Source organism: Finegoldia magna ATCC 29328 (assembly GCF_000010185.1).
In the GTDB taxonomy this organism is placed as follows: domain Bacteria; phylum Bacillota; class Clostridia; order Tissierellales; family Peptoniphilaceae; genus Finegoldia; species Finegoldia magna_H.
Genome location: NC_010376.1, coordinates 1,055,835 through 1,075,754 on the forward strand (window position 1 = coordinate 1,055,835; position 19,920 = coordinate 1,075,754).

Annotated in this window: 18 protein-coding genes and 1 pseudogene; 1 reads left to right on the forward strand and 18 read right to left on the reverse strand. The window is 31.8% G+C overall.

Annotation, left to right across the window (positions count from 1 at the left end; translation table 11 throughout):
• Positions 1–17: 17 nt before the first annotated feature.
• The 6 genes from FMG_RS05165 to FMG_RS05190 all read right to left on the reverse strand — a co-directional run bounded on the left by FMG_RS05165 (position 18) and on the right by FMG_RS05190 (position 6,710).
• The gene (locus tag FMG_RS05165; protein WP_002416386.1) at positions 18–434 is read right to left on the reverse strand and encodes a sigma-70 family RNA polymerase sigma factor; all 417 of its coding nucleotides are present in this window, start codon (positions 432–434) and stop codon (positions 18–20) included.
• Between the two features lie 286 nt (positions 435–720).
• The gene (locus FMG_RS05170) at positions 721–954 is read right to left on the reverse strand and encodes a hypothetical protein (RefSeq protein ID WP_002416388.1); all 234 of its coding nucleotides are present in this window, start codon (positions 952–954) and stop codon (positions 721–723) included.
• A 12-nt stretch (positions 955–966) separates the two neighbouring features.
• Positions 967–2,988, reverse strand: coding sequence for a ferrous iron transport protein B (gene feoB, locus FMG_RS05175; protein ID WP_012290750.1), 2,022 nt, complete (start codon positions 2,986–2,988; stop codon positions 967–969).
• Between the two features lie 3 nt (positions 2,989–2,991).
• Positions 2,992–3,216: a FeoA family protein gene (locus FMG_RS05180; RefSeq protein ID WP_012290751.1), complete on the reverse strand. Its 225-nt coding sequence runs from the start codon at positions 3,214–3,216 to the stop codon at positions 2,992–2,994.
• Entirely contained in the window at positions 3,203–4,951 is a 1,749-nt protein-coding gene (locus FMG_RS05185; RefSeq protein WP_012290752.1) for an ABC transporter ATP-binding protein, read from the reverse strand. Before FMG_RS05185 ends, FMG_RS05180 begins: the two co-directional genes overlap by 14 nt.
• Positions 4,944–6,710, reverse strand: coding sequence for an ABC transporter ATP-binding protein (locus tag FMG_RS05190; protein WP_012290753.1), 1,767 nt, complete (start codon positions 6,708–6,710; stop codon positions 4,944–4,946). The genes FMG_RS05185 and FMG_RS05190 overlap by 8 nt, the downstream gene beginning before the upstream one ends.
• 215 nt (positions 6,711–6,925) lie before the next feature.
• Here FMG_RS05190 and FMG_RS05195 point away from each other — a divergent pair, with 215 nt between their 5' ends.
• Positions 6,926–7,897, forward strand: coding sequence for a helix-turn-helix transcriptional regulator (locus tag FMG_RS05195; RefSeq protein ID WP_012290754.1), 972 nt, complete (start codon positions 6,926–6,928; stop codon positions 7,895–7,897).
• A gap of 48 nt (positions 7,898–7,945) precedes the next feature.
• On the opposite strand, the gene FMG_RS05200 is transcribed toward FMG_RS05195, so the two are convergent.
• The 12 genes and pseudogenes from FMG_RS05200 to FMG_RS05255 form a co-directional block, all read right to left on the reverse strand.
• Positions 7,946–9,799, reverse strand: a complete 1,854-nt coding sequence (locus FMG_RS05200) for a recombinase family protein (protein WP_012290755.1) — start codon at positions 9,797–9,799, stop codon at positions 7,946–7,948.
• 96 nt (positions 9,800–9,895) lie between these two features.
• Positions 9,896–10,891 (reverse strand): annotated as a pseudogene (locus tag FMG_RS05205) (type IV secretory system conjugative DNA transfer family protein); the annotation flags it as partial.
• Positions 10,884–11,618, reverse strand: a complete 735-nt coding sequence (locus FMG_RS05210) for a phage antirepressor Ant (protein WP_000625112.1) — start codon at positions 11,616–11,618, stop codon at positions 10,884–10,886. The pseudogene FMG_RS05205 and the gene FMG_RS05210, both read right to left, overlap by 8 nt.
• Entirely contained in the window at positions 11,615–12,100 is a 486-nt protein-coding gene (locus tag FMG_RS05215; protein WP_000606597.1) for a PcfB family protein, read from the reverse strand. The genes FMG_RS05210 and FMG_RS05215 overlap by 4 nt, the downstream gene beginning before the upstream one ends.
• Positions 12,093–12,920 (reverse strand): ATP-binding protein, encoded by an 828-nt coding sequence (locus FMG_RS05220; protein ID WP_012290757.1) that lies wholly within the window; start codon positions 12,918–12,920, stop codon positions 12,093–12,095. Before FMG_RS05220 ends, FMG_RS05215 begins: the two co-directional genes overlap by 8 nt.
• Positions 12,917–13,690 carry a replication initiator protein A gene (locus FMG_RS05225; protein ID WP_001008418.1) on the reverse strand — a complete coding sequence of 258 codons (774 nt, stop codon included), beginning with the start codon at positions 13,688–13,690 and terminating at the stop codon, positions 12,917–12,919. The genes FMG_RS05220 and FMG_RS05225 overlap by 4 nt, the downstream gene beginning before the upstream one ends.
• Before the next feature lie 83 nt (positions 13,691–13,773).
• Positions 13,774–14,055, reverse strand: a complete 282-nt coding sequence (locus tag FMG_RS05230; protein ID WP_035112685.1) for a CD1845 family protein — start codon at positions 14,053–14,055, stop codon at positions 13,774–13,776.
• A 63-nt stretch (positions 14,056–14,118) separates the two neighbouring features.
• Entirely contained in the window at positions 14,119–16,029 is a 1,911-nt protein-coding gene (gene lysS, locus FMG_RS05235; protein ID WP_012290758.1) for a lysine--tRNA ligase, read from the reverse strand.
• A gap of 2 nt (positions 16,030–16,031) precedes the next feature.
• Positions 16,032–16,511, reverse strand: coding sequence for a transcription elongation factor GreA (gene greA / locus FMG_RS05240; RefSeq protein WP_002837705.1), 480 nt, complete (start codon positions 16,509–16,511; stop codon positions 16,032–16,034).
• Positions 16,512–16,595: 84 nt separating this feature from the next.
• The gene (dusB, locus tag FMG_RS05245) at positions 16,596–17,528 is read right to left on the reverse strand and encodes a tRNA dihydrouridine synthase DusB (protein WP_041250603.1); all 933 of its coding nucleotides are present in this window, start codon (positions 17,526–17,528) and stop codon (positions 16,596–16,598) included.
• A complete protein-coding gene (locus FMG_RS05250; RefSeq protein ID WP_012290760.1) occupies positions 17,521–18,309 on the reverse strand; it encodes a type III pantothenate kinase in 789 nt (262 codons plus the stop codon). Before FMG_RS05250 ends, dusB begins: the two co-directional genes overlap by 8 nt.
• Positions 18,310–18,314: 5 nt before the next feature.
• Positions 18,315–19,913: a CTP synthase gene (locus FMG_RS05255; protein ID WP_002840244.1), complete on the reverse strand. Its 1,599-nt coding sequence runs from the start codon at positions 19,911–19,913 to the stop codon at positions 18,315–18,317.
• Positions 19,914–19,920 lie beyond the last annotated feature (7 nt).

Consider the following 19,920-nt stretch of genomic DNA (forward strand, 5'->3'; position numbering starts at 1 on the left):
TAACCTTTCATCATTTTTTAGATTTTATCTTCTAAAATCTTTCTTAGTTTTTCTAAAATTTGATCCCTCCTTTGTCCGATTGCCTGATGTGTAACTTTCTCTTTTCTGCTGATTGACCTAAGACTTTCTTCTCTGTAGAAAATGGCTTCCATTAACTCTCTTTCTTCTTTTGTCAGTGTAGCTAATGCCTTATGCAGTTCTTCAATTTGCATTTTGACTTCTACAATTTTTTCTAAGTCTATTTTTTCATCTATGATGTTATCTACAAAGTGTCCATCATGATCTAATGATGAAAATGGAATAACTCCATACTTGCAATCCTTTTTCTGAAGATATTTTTCATGCTCTGTTATCTTCCAATAGGCTTTGTAGACTTCTTCACTTATGGGTATAGCTTCCCCTTTGACATAAAGGTAATATTCCTTATTAGGCATTGTGTTATCCTCCTTTTTAAGTTCTCTGTTTTGCTTTTTGAGAATAAAAAAGGAGGACTTCTACACTTTGACGTAAAAAGTCCTCTCGGCTTAAAAACTAATATTTTATATGATTTTCTATTTTGTTGTTTCTGGTAAAGTGTTATTGCTACGTGTAAGCAATTCCAAGCATAAAAAATGATAAATATATCTTATGTGAATAACAAAATTTAGTGTTTTCATTATTTATCCCCCCATTGCTTAGCTACATTTTAACCTCCATTCTTTGATTCTGTACTTAACCAAACTACTCTTTTACAATCCAAATATCATCTTGATTAACAACACAATTCGAGCATCCCGAACATTGACTTTGGCATTTACTTGTTGCAGACCTTTTAGTTTTTACCAAATATCCATTATTTTCGAGATATTCAATTTTCATTTTTACACTATCTAAATCCTCACCTGTCAGTTCAGCAAGTTCTTGCAAAGTGCAAGTCTTTTTCTTTTTCAATACTTCTAATAGTTGTATAAGCATACTTATCACACCTTAAAAAATCAGTTGTCCAATATGATATGCAACACAAGATATAATTAGAGCCGATAATATATAATACAGTGCTATTTTTATCGTCCATTTTTTTGAATGTGTTTCTTGTGCGGTAGCTGCAAGAGCCATCAAACAAGGCATATTGAAGAAAAAGGCAAAAGTAAATGCTAAGGCTTCCGGCTTTGAAATCATTGTCAACATATTATTGCTTAGAATAGCGGTATCTACTGTCCCTTTAACCTCAACTGCATGCCATATTCCTGAAGAAGTAAATAATGATGCCATTACTCCTAATGCCGATTCTTTTCCCATTGCAGAAGCAACAAAAGCCATAAATAATTGCCATGGTAACCCAAACAATTTTGTTACAGGCTCTATAAATGTTCCTACTTTATAAATAAGGCTGTTAGCTATATTTCCATCAGGCGTATAGGCAAGAATCCAAAATATAACAGAAATAAGGATAATGATACTCAATGCCCTTTTCAGTACATTTCCCATCCTATTCATTACAGAAGAAAGTAAATTTTTCCAATGTGGCTTGTGATATGGTGGAAGTTCCATAATCATTCCAAAATGTTCACTTCCCTCATAAAGCGATTTTCTGAAAATCCTATATGTGATTAGTAAATGTAGAAAAGCAACTGCAAATAGGCTTAATATCACAAATACTGCCTGTTTTCCGAAGAATGTTCCTGTAACAAGCCCGACTACTCCCCATGTTGACCCGCAAGGGACTACCCAAGATAATGCAATTGTCATAACCCTCTGTCCCCATGAATCAATTACTCTCGTTCCTGTGATTCCACCTATATTACAGCCGAAACTTAACAAGAACGGCATAATTGCTTTTCCTTGCAATCCTAATTTCGACATAGTGTTGTCAAAGACATAGGAAACTCTTGCCATATATCCTACATCTTCCAAGAATCCAAATACTAAGCTAATTCCCAATACATAACTTGCCATTTGCAATGCAAAAGTAATTGCAGTCATTACGGCTCCACACAAAAGTGAAATCAGCCAATTTGATACTCCAATGGCGACAAGCCCCTTTGCCAACAATGTTGATATTTTAGGTATAACAAACCCAAATAACCCCATTAGCGGAAATCCGATGAGCATAGAAGCAACTAATCCTAAAATGATAACTCCGATAGCCATAGGTTTTCCGAAAGCTTTACTTGTGGCTATACGATCAAATTTGCTTCTCTTAAATACTCTCTTTTTCTGAATAACATTTGCATTGATAAGTTTATCTATCCATTCAAATTTACAATTACCGGTTATTAAATTGCCATTTTTTATGCTTTTTAATACGTTCTCTATTTCTTCAAATTCGACTTTTTCAACATTATCTTTTACTAACGCAATTACTTTTGCATCCTGATCTAATAATTTTCCGATAATCCACGACTTTGAAAATACACCTATACCTTTATCAGGGATATGTTTTTTTAATAGCTTATAGTTATCTCCAACAATATTTTCATATGCCCTTTCTAAATTTTCGTCAGATAAAATTTTTCCTCTATCTGAATGCTCCAGAAAAGCATAAAACTCTTTGTATTCCTTTTTATCTGCCGCAACGATAGGAATGACAGGTATATTCAAGGATTTTTGTAACCCCTTTATATTTATATTTTTCCCTTGACTTGTAGCAACATCCATCATGTTCATGATTAAGACAACCGGAATATTTATTCCAATGTAGTCAGAGAGCATAAATAGACTTCGATTTAATTGTGAAGCATCTGCCATAATAGCAATTAGGTCTGAGTTCCCGGTTTCTATATATTCTCTTGTTATAACTTCTTCCTCTGAATTTGCTGATAATCCGTAAGTTCCTGGTAAATCCACAATCGTATAATTGGTATCTTTATACGAAAATTCGCCTTCTTTTTTCTCAACGGTTTTACCCGGCCAATTTCCAACATGTTGATTTGAGCCTGTCAACCCATTAAACAAAGTCGATTTTCCGGAATTAGGCTGCCCCAGCAAAGCAATCGTTATTTTCTTCATATCTCAAAGTACCTCCATCATTATTTTCTCTGCCTCTATCTTATTGACAGCTATCATCGTATCTCTACAATAAATGAGAATAGGTTGCTTTTTATAATTCTGGATAACTTCAACATAGCTTCCGACAGTTATTCCGATAGATATTATTCTGCTTTGAAAATGTGTATCACCAATAATTTCAACAACTTTACCTTTTGTCTTTTCTTTCAAAGTACTAAGCCTCTCCATAACTATTCTCCTTTATCATCCACTTTTTCGCTCTTTCCTGTGTATTTACCATTTCATAGTAATGTCCTTTTTTTCCATAAAGTTCATTATGATTTCCTTGTTCTTCAATTCTTCCGTTATTTATCAAAATAATTTGATTAGCGTTTTTAATGGTATTCAATCTGTGAGCAATAACAAAAACTGTCTTTCCTTGCATTAAATGCTCCAAAGCATTATTGATTTTAGCTTCATTATCAGGATCAAGAGAAGCTGTAGATTCATCCAACAAAAGAATTGGTGCATCCTTCAGAATCGCTCTTGCAATAGCAATCCTTTGTCGTTCACCGCCGGATAATGTACTTCCTCCATCTTTTATTTCCGTTTCATATCCATCCTTCATTTTCAAAATAAATTCATGGCAACAAGCTAATTTTGCAGCTTGATAAACTTCTTCCTTTGTTGCATTAGGTTTTCCAACCCTGATATTGTTATAAACAGTATCGGTTAACAGTACATTATCTTGAAAAACCTGACTAACATATTTAAGCAACACATCAGGTTTTATGGATTTTATATTTTTTCCACCAATTATAATTTCTCCACTATTTACATCCCAAAATCTTGCAATCAAATTAGCGATTGTAGTTTTTCCTCCACCGGAAGGACCAATTAAAGCTGTAGAAGTTCCTTCTTTTGCTTCAAAAGAAATATTGTTCAGAATCGTTTTATTTCTATCATAAGAAAAATTTACATTCTTAAATTGAATATCAAAATTTTCTAATTCAACTTCATTTTCAGAATAAGGCAATGGCTTCGTTTCATAAGCTTTCTCAAGATTACTTGCAGCTAATTTCAAATCTTTCAATAGTCCATAGGAATGTTGAAAGGCAATAAGAAGTGCAGATAATGCTAAACTCATAAGCATAAAAGCCACAAACTGTTCAGTTCTAACACTACCATTTATAAGCAAATATCCTCCTATAAGAAGAACTATCGGAAGCAAAAAGTTAACTGTGATAAAGTACATACTTGTAGGTAACGCCATTTTCTTTTCTGCGTTTACGCTTGTCTTTCTAACATTTTCAAGTGTATTTATCATTCTTTCAAAATGTTCACTTGTCATATTAGCTGACTTAAACGCTTTCATACCTTGAATGTACTCTAAAATAATAGAAATCATCTTAGAATTTAAATTTCTTTTTCTTGCCCCGTATTTTTCTATCAATTTGTTGCCCCATATCAACATAGGATATGCGATAAGCAATACTAAACACTCTAATAATGCGAGCTTCCAATCGATAAAAAATGTGCCTAATAAAATCAATATTGCTGTAACTGCCGTTTTAATAACCGATGGTAAAGTGTGCGTTATGATCAGTTCAAAACTACTCAAATCCTTTGTAAGAGTTGATAATAGATAACCACTACTATTTTTTTGGAAATGACCAAGGCTCAAACTCCTATAATGATTTGCTAAATCCAAACGCATATCTCCACACATTTCAGCTCCTCTTGAAAAGCTCAAATAGTATGCATGCCTATAAATCAGTATCCTTGCAATCATACTGATGAAACATATTACCGTATATTCTATGATTAAGGTTTTAGTTAATGTATTTTGCAATATACTAACTACGGTAAAATAGAGCATTAAATACAAAACAATGCTTCCTATCGAATCAATAACCATTAGAAAAATCGGTAAATACAATTTTTCTTTTTTATCTTTCAGAAGTGTTCTAATAATCTTAAGCATTTGCACTTACCCCCTCTCCAAAGTAATCTTTTGTGTATGTGTTCCACATACTTTCATAGACCCCTTTTCTTTCTAAAAGAGTTTTATGTGTTCCAACCTCTACGACTTCCCCTTCATCAAATACAACAATTTGATCTGCATTCTTAATAGTATGCAAACGATGAGCAATCATAATGATTGTTTTATTTTTCAACAAGTTTTGAAGTGCTAACTGTATCTGGTACTCATTTTCTATATCTGAATAGGAAGTTGCTTCATCAAAAATAATAATTGGAGAATCTTTGAGTATTGCCCTAGCGATTGAGATTCTTTGTTGCTGTCCACCTGACAATTTCACCCCTTGATCCCCGATTCTTGTCTGATATCCATTCGGTAAACTCATAATAAAGTCATGAATTTGTGCTGCTTTTGCAGCCTCAATAATCTTATTTTCATCTGCATCTGTTCCCATACGAATATTCTCATAGAGAGTGTCCTCCAAAAGAAATACATCTTGAAAAACAAATGATGTAATGTCCATCAAATTATCTATTTTTAATTCATTGATCGGTATGTCGTTAATTTTAATTGCTCCACTTGTTACATCCCAGTACCTCCCAATCAATTGTGCAGCAGTTGTCTTGCCTGCACCGGAAGGTCCCACAAAAGCATTTATTGTATTCGGTTTTAAGGATAAATTTATATGTTGTAATGCTTTATTTTTTGTTTCTTCATCGTCATAACTGAAAGTAACGTCTTTAAAATCTATTTTCATACACTCATTCTTGTTTATGATTTTTGTTCCGTCTTTCAATTCATCCATATCCATTATTTTTTTTATGTTATCCAATCCGCTTCCAAGCTCCATAGATTGCATAAAGATTGTTACCATATTTAAGAACGAAACAAAAAAGCACATTGTAAGCATAATAAATAGCAAATAGGATGTTGCTGATAAAGAATTTCTCAAAAAGAAATATCCTCCGAACGGCAATGTAAATAAGATTGCTGAATCCAAAACCACTAAAGTTATTGATAAAGGATAGCAAGAGCTCATACACATCTTTTTCCAACAAGTAATATACGCATTCAATGAGCTTCTATATTGTTCAAATTTTTCTGCTGTTAAATGATACATTTTTATTACAGGCATAGCCTTTATAAATTCGTTTGCCGAAGCATTTAAATCAGCAATATCTTCGGATAGCTCCGTTGACATATCCGGATAATTTTTCATTAGCATCATAGGAATTCCTAATCCCAAAATCATAGGAATAAGCATAACAAGTGCCATCATCCAATTTAATTTCAACATGAAAATGAACATAATAACCGGAACAACTGCTGCCTGAGCTAATTCCAAAGTGCTATGAGCCAAAAAATTTTCAACTCTATCTACATCATCAAACAACAATGTTTTAATTTCTCCGGGGGCATGCTCTTGGAAGAATCCCAAATTAAATTTTGAAATATGATTTACAACTTTCAGCTTAATTCTGTGTATTGTGTTAAAAGCTGCTGTATGAGATAAAATGCCCGCAAAGGACATTAGTATTGCTTGCAAAACAGCACTTATAATTCCTATACCTGCCCACATTAAAATTTCTGTATACAAAATATTTTTCTGAAATATCATTAGTAATATCTTGTAAACTACAAAATAAGGAACTAATGATAAAGTCGCAGAAATGACAGATAAAAACATTCCTAAATGTAGCTTTTTTCTCTCATCTTTTGCTAATTGAAACACATAAGATATTCCTGTCTTCTTTTTTTTCATTAGTTATTCCATCTCCTTTCATAATTGTTAGCCGTATCTAACTAACTACATTCATTATAAAGCTAATTTTTTATAACTCAAAATCTAACTATGAATTTTGATATTCCTTGTATCCCTTTATTTATAAGCTTTTTATCAGTATTTCTATTTACATTTTTATAAATTTGTGATATAATAAAATAAATTTGTGATATTAAAAGAGGTGAGTAGAATTGATGGATAGAACAGTTATTGATTATTTAACAAACTTAGTACATGACGCTCCTTTTATTCCTGTTCCAACTTTATCAACTGAAAACAAACAAATCTTTCAAATAGATCCCCATTTTGGCAAAGGTACTTTTCGCATACTAAAATTTGACAGCCGTTTAATTCTAATTTTAATTGCTAACTTTACTCCAAATGAAACAATGGAGAAAATAACCGAAGTATCTGAAAAGTATTTAGAGATTAGCCAATTTGAAACAGAAAGCAGTTCATTTAAAGTCGGTGGCAGAAAGTTAAATAATGTAGAAAAAGGTATATATTGTTACTTAAATACAGAAAAGAAAACTTATACCTATTGTGAGGCAAATAAGCCTGTAAAGTTTACGAAAATAATCCTAACCAAAGAATACTTTGATACTTTCTTAAAATTAAAATATGATGATTTTGAATATGAAAAAGCAAAGATTCTTAATTCTTATTTGTTAAAAACTCAAAATTCTCCGCAGTTGAATTTTATATTTCAACAGATAAGAGAATCCCAAGCTGAAGGAAAGATTTTGCCTTTATATTTGGAAAGCAAAGTTATGGAACTATTATCTATCATAATTACAGAGTTAGAAGAAAAGGAAAAAAATATATCCGTTGTCTTAACTAAAAAAGATAAGCAAAATCTGAAAAGGACTGTATCAGCTATGAAAAAAGATTTATCGGTTCATATTGACGGACTTGAACTCTCTAAAATTGCTTTAATGAGTCCTGCACGATTTCAATTAGCTTTTCGCAAATACTACGGTGTTCCTCCCTACGAGTACTTAAAAGAACTAAGGCTTAATAAGGCATTATTATTGCTGAAAAATCCTGAGTATAAAATATCTACGATAGCAGAAAAAGTTGGCTATACACACACAGGACATTTTGCTAAAATATTCAAATCAACTTATGGTATCACACCAAGTAAATATAGAAGTATGCTTAACTAAAGAAATTTATCCCAATATTATAAAACATAAATTTAGAGCGTGTAATTTTTACACGCTCTCTTTAAATGATTCCTTGTTTTTATAATCCTTCATCAGTATACCTGCCCTTTTCAAAACCTTTAACTTCTCCTGTTTTTTCTGTTCTCTCCTTTCCTTATACCTTTCCTCATACTCCTGTTGTTTTCCATTTGCTTTACGCTTTAGATAATTTTGATGAAGTCTGTCTCTTCTCTCATTAATTTTTCGTTCTTCTTCCTCAAGTTTTGATCGTTCTTCTTCGCTTAACTCTTCTTTTGGCACTTCATAATTTCCTATGAAGTTAAAATATATTTCTATCTTTTGCTTTGATGTTTGACTGCCTTTCCTATCTCTTTCATGAATGATTATCTTCTTTACAAACTCATTTATCATTGTGTTTGTGAGATTATCAAAGTTTTCATAACGACTAATAAGGGATATGAATTTTCTTGCCTTATCTGTTTCCTTTTCATATCTTGATATTACAAGCTCTAAGTCTTTAATCTCTTTACTTAACGTGAGTTGCTCAGTTTCATATTGGTTATTTAAAATTTCATAGCGATTATTCGGTATCTTATTTAAAATCATATCTTCATAAATTCTGCACATCAATCGTTCCAGCTCTTGAAGCCTGTTTTGGCTTTCTGTTAATCTTATCTTTTTCTTTTCTATATGTGCCTTTTCCTTTTCTTCCATTTCATTTTGAATGGAATGAATAAATGCTTCATTATCTTCATCAAGATAATTTTTTATATCTTTTAATGTTTCTTGGATAAGATTTAAGACTACTTCTGCTTTTATCCTATGAGCTGATGGACAAAGTGTCCCGCAAGGTACTTTCTTATAATTACTGCAAACATAATAAGGGATATTTTTGTAATTATTTGTCCTATGAACATACATCTTGCTTCCACAATCTGCACAATACATCAGTCCTGTTAGTGGGTGATATTCGCCCCAACCATCAGGATACCTTTTTACATTTCCTCTTATCCTTTGCACATTATCAAAGGTTTCTTGGTCTATGATTGCTTCGTGAGTATTTTCAAAGATGAGCCATTTATCTTCGGATACATATTTACTTTTCTTATCCTTGAAATGCTTTCTTGTTTTAAAGTTAACTGTATGCCCTAAGTATTCTTTTTTCTTTAAGATACTGGCAATTGTGGAACTACACCAACGATAAGGATATTCAAAGTTTTTGCTTTGATGTAATCCATATCCCATTTTTTGCTGATGATAAGCGGGTATATCTATCTTATCTGCTTCCAGTATCTTTGCTATTTTGTATGGTCCCGCTCCGTCCATTGTAAGATTAAATATTCGTCTTACTATCTCGGCTGCTTTTTCATCTACAACCCACTTATCTTTGTCTTTTTCATCTTTGATGTAGCCATAAGGTGGAGTGCTTGCCGTATGCTTTCCGCTTTCTCCTTTTGATCTAAATGTAGATTGTATTTTTCTTGAAGTATCTCTTGCATACCATTCATTCATAATATTTCTAAAAGGGGTAAAATCATCTTCTCTGTAAAAGCTGTCTACGTTGTCATTGATAGCAATAAGTCTTACGCCCTTTTGTCTTAATATCTCCATACATTGACCGACTTTGAGATAATCTCTGCCGAGTCTACTCATATCCTTTACGATGATACAACCGATATTTCCAGTATTTACTCCATTCATCATTTCCATAAAGCCTGGTCTATCAAACTGTGTCCCGCTTATTCCGTCATCTGTAAAATGGATGATGTTGGTTAAATTATTCTTACTTGCATATTCTTCAAGGATTTTCTTTTGATTAACGATTGAATTACTTTCTCCTTCAAGTTCATCATCTCGACTTAATCTTTCATAGAGTGCTGTTATCTTTTCAAAATTCCTCACTTTTTCCTCCTTCCTCTTAATTTCTTAAATAAAAAAGAATTAAGAAGTACATATTTCACTAAAACAGTGATTAAGTGTTCTCCTTAATTCTATTACTCCTGCTGCCAGCTTATATTTCTTGTATTGCTTAACTGCAAAATGACTTGGATCTTTCTTTTCAAGAGCTTCAAAAAGCCTATCAATTGGGTTCATATAGGTTTCGTCATCTTCTCTAACCTCACTTGCGTCAATCATATCTAAGAGTGTTTTAAAATTCTTTTCTTCTTCAGGTGCTTCATAATAAATATACCCAATAAGAGCAGTGTAATATAACTTTTCAGCCTTTACCCAAAAATCTTCTCCTGCCTTTTCTCCATCTCCCTTGGTGTTAGCAATTATGGTTTGGACAAGCTTTAAAATATCTTTTTCACTTCTCAAGTATGCAAAGGGATTGTATTTCATAGATTTTTTAAAGTTTATTGTGTTTAATATCTTTATGTCGTAACCATTTTCATAAAGCATTTTTCCACATTCTAACACAAGTGTGCCTTTAGGGTCTGTTACTACATAGGAAGAATGCATTTGCATTAGATTTGGCTTTACATAAAATCTCGTTTTACCTGATCCAGAACCACCTATTACTAATACATTTTTATTTCTGGCATATTTAGGGTTTTTAGGTCTTGAGTTCATTGTTAGTCTTTCGGTATTAGTTATGAGAACATTGTTTTCAAACTTAGGGTCAATATATGGAGCAATATCCTTACTTTCTCCCCATCTTGCAGATCCATATTCCTTGCCTTGCCTATATTTCTTTTTGTTTTTACCTTTGCTGTAAACAATTAACTTAACAAGACCAGCAACTGAAATACCTACTAACAAGTCCCTTGGATTAAGGCTTGGTATATAAGATAAAGTTCCTATATCAGAAATTCCCACCATTATTTTATCAATAATATCTCCTCCTACATAAGAATTGATGTGCTTAGAAAAGATATTTCCAATGTAGAAGAATGATAGATAGGGAATGTTTGATAATATAAATTTCTTTGGGTTGTCTATTTTAATTAGGTTTTTAATATCAGAAAGAATGGCTTCTAATATCTTATTCATCGTAGAAACCTTCACTATCTAATAAAATTAGTAGGTAGTGTCTTCCCTTTGGTGTTATTAATGTTTGTATTCCTACAAGTGTACCTAGTGGATCAATCCATTCTTTTACTTCAAAATATCCCTTGTTCTTATCTGCATAAGGTAAGAGTTTCTTTTTCTTATCTCTGTAAATTAATCCCTTATCCATTAGAAAACTTATAAATTGATTTTGTGGTATTCCTAACTCTTTGGCAGTATTTCTAAAGTTTGTAAGTAGGTTATAATCTACTAATTTGTCATAATAATCTGCCTTTGGTCTTAATTCTTCAATTTCTTCTTCTCTTTCAGCAATAATTCTATTGGCTACAAGAATTGCATCTGCAAGTAGATCTTCATTAGTTTTCTTTTCTTGCCCTACTATATATCCTCCGTTTTTTCTAATACTTGGTAAGACTTCTCTAGTTACCCAAGCTTTGAATATTTTTGCTTGTGGTAGTTTTGATGAGAGGATAAGTGAATACAATCCTGATTCGTTAATTATTGAAATATTCTGTATTCCTCCAGGGGTGTTCCATTTCGTTACACCCTTATCTTCTTCGTCTACATGGTCATAAATAGCTTTTCTGGGATTGACATATCCTAGCATAGTTGCTACTTCATTTGCTATAAAGAAAAACTCACCATCTTTTTCAATAACAGTGAGTTTCCCAAAATTCTTATTTTCAAATGTTTTTAGATTACTTATCATAAGCTTTGCTCCTTATGTTTATTTTTAACTTTATCTTTACTAATGGTGTCCTTAGCCATATCTTTAAACTTATTTATAGTCTTCGTTATTGAATCTTTTCTATCGGCCTTTTTTTCAGAAGCCTTAACTGCTTTTTTAAAGGCGTGTTCCATTACTTTTATATCCTTAGATTGAAAAAACACAGAGTGGTTACCAGTTTCCTTATCTTTCATAACAGAAAACTTCACTCCGTGTTTGTTTAAAATTTTCTTTAATTCTTTTAACTCAGGATCTTTTAGATTAATTTCTTCTAACTGTCCCTTTTTAACCATATCCTTTAGTTTTACTTCTTCTCCATTATTTTTTATTACATTTTTCAAGCCTCCTTGATCTTCTATTTGCTTGTGAACTTTCTTTAAGGCATCAAGAATTGCTTTACTTGTTGCTTTTGCAAGCCTTACTTCAAGGTTAAGACTCGACCTAGATACTTCTTCATTAATCATCTATTCCACCTCCATATAAAAGTAACTCTTTGTATTTTCTTAACTTCTCTTGATGGATTTTTCTTCTAAAATCTTCTCCCGTAACTTTAACTGGTATTGTCATTTCAAGTATTCTTGAATATATCCTCTGATACTCAAGTTCAATATTAGGATTTTGAATAATTTCCAATGATAAGTTTGTAGTAAAAATTGTCGGCCTACCTTTTAAGTATCTTGAGTTTATAATGTTATATACTTGTTCTCTTGCATAAGATGTATCCCTTTCAATTCCAAGATCATCTAAAATTAACAACGGAATGTTTGATAGGTTATCTATAATTTCATTTGAATCTAGCTTAAATGCTGATTTTTGTATTTGATTTATAACCTGAGATAAATTCATAATCTTAACTTTAACTTGTTCTCTTTCAATTAATTCATTTGCAATAGAACAAGCAAGATAAGTCTTTCCACTGCCAACATCTCCATGAAATAAAAGTCCAACATTGTCTTCCTTCATTTGTTCAAAACTTTTAGCATAATTGTAAGCAACCTTGTAAGCTTGACCTTTTTCATTTAAGAATCTCTCAAAATTATATTGGTGTTGGAGTGGCGATGAGAAACAATCTCTTTTTAGCGATGATATTTTCATTAGTCTTTCTCTTTCTTCATTTTCCTTATCTCTTTTTATTTCACATTCACATTTAATTCTGGGAATAAACTTTGTAAAGCCAAGGTCAAGTAATTCTCCATCGACTCTTTTATCACATACCTTACAATAAATATGTCCATTTCTTTCAATATCATTTTCTCTTAATACAAAATCTTTTAAGCTTTTCATAAACTCTCTCCTATATCGTAATTCATTTTCCTTGTTGTATTATCATTAATGTTTTTTGCCTGATCATTAAGATACCAATTGATTATCGTTGCCTTGTAATCTTGATACACTCTGTTATTTGCTTTCATATATGACGACAACCTATCAATGTAGTCACTAATTCTACTTCCTAACTCATTTGTTAAGTCCTTGTATTCTTCATCAGTCAAAAATATGTTTTTATATATTCCATAAGGCTTTTGTCCCTTACTAAAATCATTCTTTCTTAACTCATTATTACTAATATTGTTATAGTTACCTTCCGATTTTCGGAAATCTTGAAGTCTGTTATTAGGAGTTCTTGAATTCCGATTATCGGAAGTCTGGACTTCTGCTTTTCGGAAATCTGGATTTCTATTATTTGAATCGGAGAAAACACTCATAAAATCTTTAACATATATCCTATTTGGTTTTCCAAGTCCTTGTCTTTTCTTTTCTATCAATCCAATTCCTGATTTTATATCAAGCTCATTTATAATCTTTAAGGCTTTATCATTAGCACAGTTAAATTGCTCTTTAATAGCATCCATTGTGTAGTAAATAAAGACTTTTCCATCTTCATCTATCCAGCCATTTTTATATGAAAGACCCATTCGATTAAGCATATATGAATACAAAACTTTAGCTTCAATAGAAATGCTCTCAAAAATCTCATCTTCCATTAATACCATAGGTAACCTAATGAAGTTATACATCTCAGATTGCCTATTATAAAAATAATCAAAATTCATTCCTACCTCCTCTCTTTAAAATAAAAAAAGACGACAGAATTATTGCTTTCTATCGTCTACGGTTGTCTTATATTTATTTTTCTTCAAATTGATTTTATTGTATAGTTTAATAATTCTAATAATCCAATAACATATATACTTAATTTAGGTAATCCAAATGGACTAAATAAAAATGCTAATATTAGTGCTTCAATTACAATTTGCTTGTCTCCTTGAAAAATGCTAGCTATTCCAATTATAAAAATCAAAGTAGAAACTACGCTTAACAACGCAGTACTCAAACTTAATATGAAGGTTAAAAAAGCTATGAGCAAACTCAACACTAATCTTATCGGTAATAAAATTATTCTAATTATCCATCTCATACATACTCCTAAAAATTAAACTGGGATTCATAACAAACCCCAGTTTCATAATTAGCGTGTCCTTTAATATAATTTTGATCCTGCTGGAATATTATCATCCAGCATTATTAAGTTAAGTTTTTCTTCACCGTCATACTCACAAATTGCAGATATAATCATACCTTCTGAGTCGATTCCCATCATCTTACGAGGAGGAAGATTACAAATTGCAAGTAGTGTCTTTCCAATTAAGCTCTCTGCGCTGTAATATTCCTTAATACCAGATAAAATAACTCTTTCTTTTTCAGAACCATCATCTAATGTAAATTTCAAAAGTTTTTTTGACTTAGGAACTTCTTCGCAGTTTTTAACCTTTACAACTCTAAAATCAGATTTTGAGAAAGTTTCAAAGTCTACCATATCTTCAAATAATGGTTCAACTTTCACTTTTGAAAGGTCAATTTCTTCTGTCGTAAGTTTGTCGTAAGTTTCGTAAGTTTCTTTTGACAAACCCCCATTTTCTGCCTTTTCTAAGCCTATTGGCTTCATTGTTGGGAATAACATAATATCTCTGATTGATTCGTTGTTAGTCAACATCATTATAAGTCTGTCAACACCAATTCCCAATCCGCCTGTTGGTGGAAGTCCTACTTCCAATGCATTCAAGAAATCATAATCCATCATTTGAGCTTCGTCGTCACCATTTTCTCTAGCTTCAACTTGTTTCAAGAATCTTTCTTTTTGATCGATTGGATTGTTCAATTCACTAAATGCGTTTGCGATTTCTTTTGTGCATACAAATGCTTCAAATCTGTGAGTGTATCTTTCGTCGTCTGGATTTCTCTTAGCTAATGGACTTACTTCCACTGGATGACCCAACACAAATGTTGGTTGAACCAATTTTTCTTCACAGAAATGTTCGAAACATTCGTTGATTACTTCTCCACGCGACATGTTGTCTTTTATGTCAACATTATTTGCTTTAGCAACTTCACGAGCTTGTTCATCAGTTTCAATTTCATCAAAATTTATATCTGCGTATTCTTTTATCGCATCAACCATTGTGATTCTTTTCCATGGTGGTGTAAAGTCAATTTCAGTTTCACCGAATTGAGATTTCATAGAACCATTAACTTTTTCACACACGAATGCAACTAATTGTTCCGTTATATCCATCATATCGTTGTAGTCAGCGTATGCTTGGTACAATTCTATTGCCGTATATTCTGGGTTATGTGTGTGGTCCATTCCTTCGTTTCTGAACATTCTACCCATTTCATAAACTTTGTCAAATCCACCTACGATTAATCTCTTTAGGTATAATTCATTTGCAATACGCAAATACATATCTATATCCAAAGTGTTATGGTGAGTGATAAATGGTCTCGCATTTGCTCCACCAGCAATTGTATTTAAGATTGGAGTATCAACTTCCAAGAATCCTCTTGTATCCAAGAATTCTCTGATTGCCGAAATAATTCTAGATCTCTTAACAAAAGTATCTTTGATTTCTGGATTCATAATTAAATCCACGTATCTTTGTCTATATCTCAAATCCGGATCTTTTAATCCGTGCCATTTTTCAGGTAATATTTGTAATGATTTAGACAATAAAACTACTGATTTTGTTCTAATAGATATTTCGCCGCTGTGTGTCTTGAATATGCTTCCTTCAACACCAACAATGTCTCCAATATCCATATTTTTAACTTTTGCGTAGTTTTCTTCGCCTAACTCATTTACTTTATTAAATAATTGTATTCTACCAAGAGAATCTTGCAAGTCCATGAAATTAACTTTACCATGGCCTCTTTTACTCATAATTCTTCCGGCTATTTTAACTTCTTTCCCGTCAAATTCGTCAAAGTTATCAGATATTTCTTTAGTATTATTAGCATTATCAAATTTTTCATGAACGTATGGATTTTCATTTGCATCTAATAATTCTTGCAACTTTTGTCTACGAATTTGTAGCATTTCGTTTAAATTTTCCATTATTATCCTTTCTTTACAGTTAATACCTTTAATTCTACGATTCCACCTGGTGTTTCAACTTTTGTTGTGTCACCAACTTTGAGGTTTAACAGAGCTTTTCCAGTTGGAGATTCATTTGAAATTCTGCCTGCAAAAGGATCAGATTCTGCCGTTCCTACTATTTGATAAGTCATTTCTTTGTTTAAATTTAAATTTTTGTAAGTTACAGTTGATCCCACTGTAACAACATCTTTTTGATTTTCATCATCTTGAATTACTTTTGCATGTAAAAGCAAGTTTTCAAGATAGTTAATTCTTTCTTCTACTTGAGCTTGTTCATTTTTAGCTTCATCGTATTCCGCATTTTCAGAAAGGTCACCAAATCCTCTTGCAACTTTGATTTTTTCAGCTATTTCTGTTCTGCGAGTAGTCTTTAAAAACTCAAGTTCTTCTTTATGTTGATCTAATCCTTCTTGAGTTAATAAAAATTCTTTATCTGCCATAATCTATTCTCCTTAATTTTAACCATATATTCTAAAATTATATAACAAAAGGCATAATTGTCAAGTTTTTAGTATATAATTAAATTATTCATTTTTAAATTCATCTAGAATTTTGTATATTTCATCAAGATCTGTCAATTGATTGATTTTATTTTTTACTTTATTGGAATTTCTGAATCCTTTCAGATACCATTGAATATGCTTTCGCATTTCCAAAATCGCACGTCTTTCTTCATAAAACTCCAATTTCAATTGCATGTGTTTTTTTATAGTGTCGATTACTTCTTCTTTTGATTTATTTTCATCATCACTAAAAATAAATGGATTTTGCATTGCACCTCTTGCTAACAAAACTCCATCGCAATTTGAGTATTCCATGTTTTTTCTGATATCTTCTTTTGTAAAACAATCACCATTACCAAATACAGGTATATCCACATTTTCAACCACTCTTTTAATGTGTAACCAATCAGCTTCTCCTGAATAAAACATTTTTCTTGTTCTAGCATGAAGTGTAATGTAGTCAACCTTTAATCTTTCGCAAATTTGTGCAAGCTGCATATAATTCATAGAATTTTCATCAATTCCAAGTCTAAATTTTACAGAAACTGGTAAATCAGTGTTGTTTTTGCAGGCTCTTATAACATCTTCTGCTAAGTTCAAGTCCCCCATTAAAGCAGATCCATCACCGTTTTTGAAAATTTTCGGTGCAGGACATCCCATATTTATATCTATGGATTTGAAATTGTAATTTTCAGTCAGAAATCTTGTTGCATAGGCTATGATTTCTGGTTCGTGTCCAAATATTTGAACCGACGTACTTTTTTCTCGAGGATCTGTATCTAAAAGTTTCTTAGTTTTTTTGTCATCATAGTAAAGTCCTTTGGCACTTATCATTTCTGTAAAGCATAATCCAGCTCCTAATTCTCCACAAAGTATTCGAAAAGGAATATCTGTAACTCCAGCCAATGGTGCCAAAAACAAATTACTATTCAAGTTCAATTTTTCTTTAATCATTTTTATTTAAATCGTTAATAATTTTTAATCCATCCAATGTGATTAGTTTGTCTATAATTGTGATGTACTTTGATTGTTTAGCAATCAAATACGAAAAACCACCTGTCGCAATAATTGTTACCTCGTCTTTTGTCTTATCTTTTTCTTCTAAGATTTTTTCAATTATATAATCTATTAATCCAATAAATCCAAACACAACACCAGATTGCATACTTTTTACAGTACTGTCTCCGATAACACTATCTGGCATTTCTATTTCAATTTTAGGTAGTTTTGCCGTCTTCATAAATAATGCTTCAGATGAGATTGCAATCCCTGGAGCTATTGCTCCTCCCAAGTATTCTTTATTTTCTGTAATATAATCGAAAGTAATCGCAGTTCCAATATCTACAATAATAACTGGTGTAGAATATTTTTTACAAGCACTTACTGCGTTGATAATTCTATCTACACCGACTTCTTTAGGAGATGCATATTTATTAACTATTCCTGTCTTTATTTTTTCATCTACTATCAATGGTTCTATTCCCAAATATTTTTTAACTGCTTTTGGTATAGTTGGCATTAGATTTGGTACTACTGAACCAATGATAGCTTCTTTTACATCTGATTTTTTTACGTTTGAATATTCCAAAGCTTGCCTTAGTGTTAGAGCATACTCGTCACTAGTTTTGTGTAGGTCTGTCGATATTCTCCATTCAAAAATCAGTTCATCATCTTTAAAAATACCTAATACGATATTAGTATTTCCAATATCTATTACGAGTAAAATATCTTCCACCTTCTTTATTTATTTTCAATGGACGCTTTGATGAATCCATCGAATAAAGGATGAATTTTATTAGGTCTTGATTTGAATTCTGGGTGGAATTGACAACCTAAGAAGAACTTGTTTTCTGGTATTTCAAGCATTTCTACCAAATTATATTGGTCATTAATTCCTGAAAATACTACGTTGTTTTTTTCGAATTGTTCTCTATAATCGTTGTTGAATTCGTATCTATGTCTGTGTCTTTCTTGAATGAATTCTTCACCATACAATTCTTTTGCTAATGATTTATCCTTCAAGTGACATTCGTAATTACCAAGTCTTAATGTTCCACCTATATCTTCAATATCTCGTTGTTCTTTCATCAAACTTATTACAGGATTTTTGCAATCAGCAACAACTTCAGCTGTATTTGCATCTGCCAAACCTAATACGTTTCTAGCAATATCTATTGCGGCAATTTGCATTCCCAAACAAATTCCGAAATAAGGCATGTTGTTTTCACGACAATATTTTGAAGTTTCAACCATTCCTTCCATGCCTCTTCCACCAAATCCGCCTGGAACGATGATACCATTCAAGCCTTCGAATGATTCTTTTATATTATCTTTGTTTAATTCTTCTGAATTAATCCAACGAATGTTTACTTTGTGATTATTTGCATATCCCGCATCTATTAGAGCTTGTTCTACGGAAAGATAAGCGTCGTGAAGTTCTGTATATTTTCCCACTAAACCTATGTTTACAGTTTCAGTTGCTTTTCTGTAGTTTTCAATCATTTTTCTCCATTTTCCATCTTCTTCAACTTTAGATTTAAGTTTCATTTTTCTCATGATATACTTATCCAAATTTTGTTCTTGGAATTTCAATGGAACTTCATAAATGAAATCAACATTAAATGATTGAATAATAGCTTCAACAGGAACGTCACAGAATAATGAGATTTTTTCTTTTAATTCATCTGTAACTATGCCTTCACTTCTAAGGATTATTACATTTGTTTTAATTCCCAAACTCATCAATTCTTTGTATGAATGTTGCGTTGGTTTTGTTTTAAGCTCATTGCTTCCAGGTATTGTTGGAACTAAAGTTGTATGAATAAATAATACATCTTCTTTTTCATTTTCTGCATGGATTTGTCTGATTGCTTCCAAGAAAGGCAATGATTCAATGTCTCCAACAGTTCCACCAATTTCTGTTATAACAATATCAGCTTGAGATTCTTCAGCTGCTTTGTACACTGCTTTTTTTATTTCATCAGTAATATGTGGAATAACTTGTACAGTTTTACCGTTGTAATCTCCACGTCTTTCTTTTTTAATAACATCATTGTAGACTTTTCCTGTGGTAATGTTTGATCTTTGAGTTAATTCTTCGTTGATAAATCTTTCGTAGTGGCCTAAGTCTAGGTCAGTTTCCGCTCCATCTTTTGTTACAAAAACTTCCCCGTGTTGATAAGGACTCATAGTTCCTGGGTCAATATTCAAGTAAGGATCAAATTTTTGCATAAACACAGAAATTCCTCTGTCTTTTAGCATTCTACCAATACTTGCACCACTAATTCCCTTACCTATACCAGAGACAACTCCTCCAGTAATAAAAATAAATTTACTCATTACTCCT

What these genes read in the sequence shown, in the direction of transcription:
- FMG_RS05225 (WP_001008418.1), bottom strand. Translation starts at nt 13,690, where the DNA reads ATGAATTTTGATTATTTTTATAATAGGCAATCTGAGATGTATAACTTC.
- FMG_RS05220 (WP_012290757.1), bottom strand. Translation starts at nt 12,920, where the DNA reads ATGAAAAGCTTAAAAGATTTTGTATTAAGAGAAAATGATATTGAAAGA.
- FMG_RS05195 (WP_012290754.1), top strand. Translation starts at nt 6,926, where the DNA reads ATGGATAGAACAGTTATTGATTATTTAACAAACTTAGTACATGACGCT.
- FMG_RS05210 (WP_000625112.1), bottom strand. Translation starts at nt 11,618, where the DNA reads ATGATAAGTAATCTAAAAACATTTGAAAATAAGAATTTTGGGAAACTC.
- FMG_RS05215 (WP_000606597.1), bottom strand. Translation starts at nt 12,100, where the DNA reads ATGATTAATGAAGAAGTATCTAGGTCGAGTCTTAACCTTGAAGTAAGG.
- FMG_RS05180 (WP_012290751.1), bottom strand. Translation starts at nt 3,216, where the DNA reads ATGGAGAGGCTTAGTACTTTGAAAGAAAAGACAAAAGGTAAAGTTGTT.
- FMG_RS05185 (WP_012290752.1), bottom strand. Translation starts at nt 4,951, where the DNA reads ATGCTTAAGATTATTAGAACACTTCTGAAAGATAAAAAAGAAAAATTG.
- FMG_RS05190 (WP_012290753.1), bottom strand. Translation starts at nt 6,710, where the DNA reads ATGAAAAAAAAGAAGACAGGAATATCTTATGTGTTTCAATTAGCAAAA.
- FMG_RS05165 (WP_002416386.1), bottom strand. Translation starts at nt 434, where the DNA reads ATGCCTAATAAGGAATATTACCTTTATGTCAAAGGGGAAGCTATACCC.
- lysS (WP_012290758.1), bottom strand. Translation starts at nt 16,029, where the DNA reads ATGGAAAATTTAAACGAAATGCTACAAATTCGTAGACAAAAGTTGCAA.
- greA (WP_002837705.1), bottom strand. Translation starts at nt 16,511, where the DNA reads ATGGCAGATAAAGAATTTTTATTAACTCAAGAAGGATTAGATCAACAT.
- feoB (WP_012290750.1), bottom strand. Translation starts at nt 2,988, where the DNA reads ATGAAGAAAATAACGATTGCTTTGCTGGGGCAGCCTAATTCCGGAAAA.
- FMG_RS05170 (WP_002416388.1), bottom strand. Translation starts at nt 954, where the DNA reads ATGCTTATACAACTATTAGAAGTATTGAAAAAGAAAAAGACTTGCACT.
- FMG_RS05230 (WP_035112685.1), bottom strand. Translation starts at nt 14,055, where the DNA reads ATGAGATGGATAATTAGAATAATTTTATTACCGATAAGATTAGTGTTG.
- FMG_RS05255 (WP_002840244.1), bottom strand. Translation starts at nt 19,913, where the DNA reads ATGAGTAAATTTATTTTTATTACTGGAGGAGTTGTCTCTGGTATAGGT.
- dusB (WP_041250603.1), bottom strand. Translation starts at nt 17,528, where the DNA reads ATGATTAAAGAAAAATTGAACTTGAATAGTAATTTGTTTTTGGCACCA.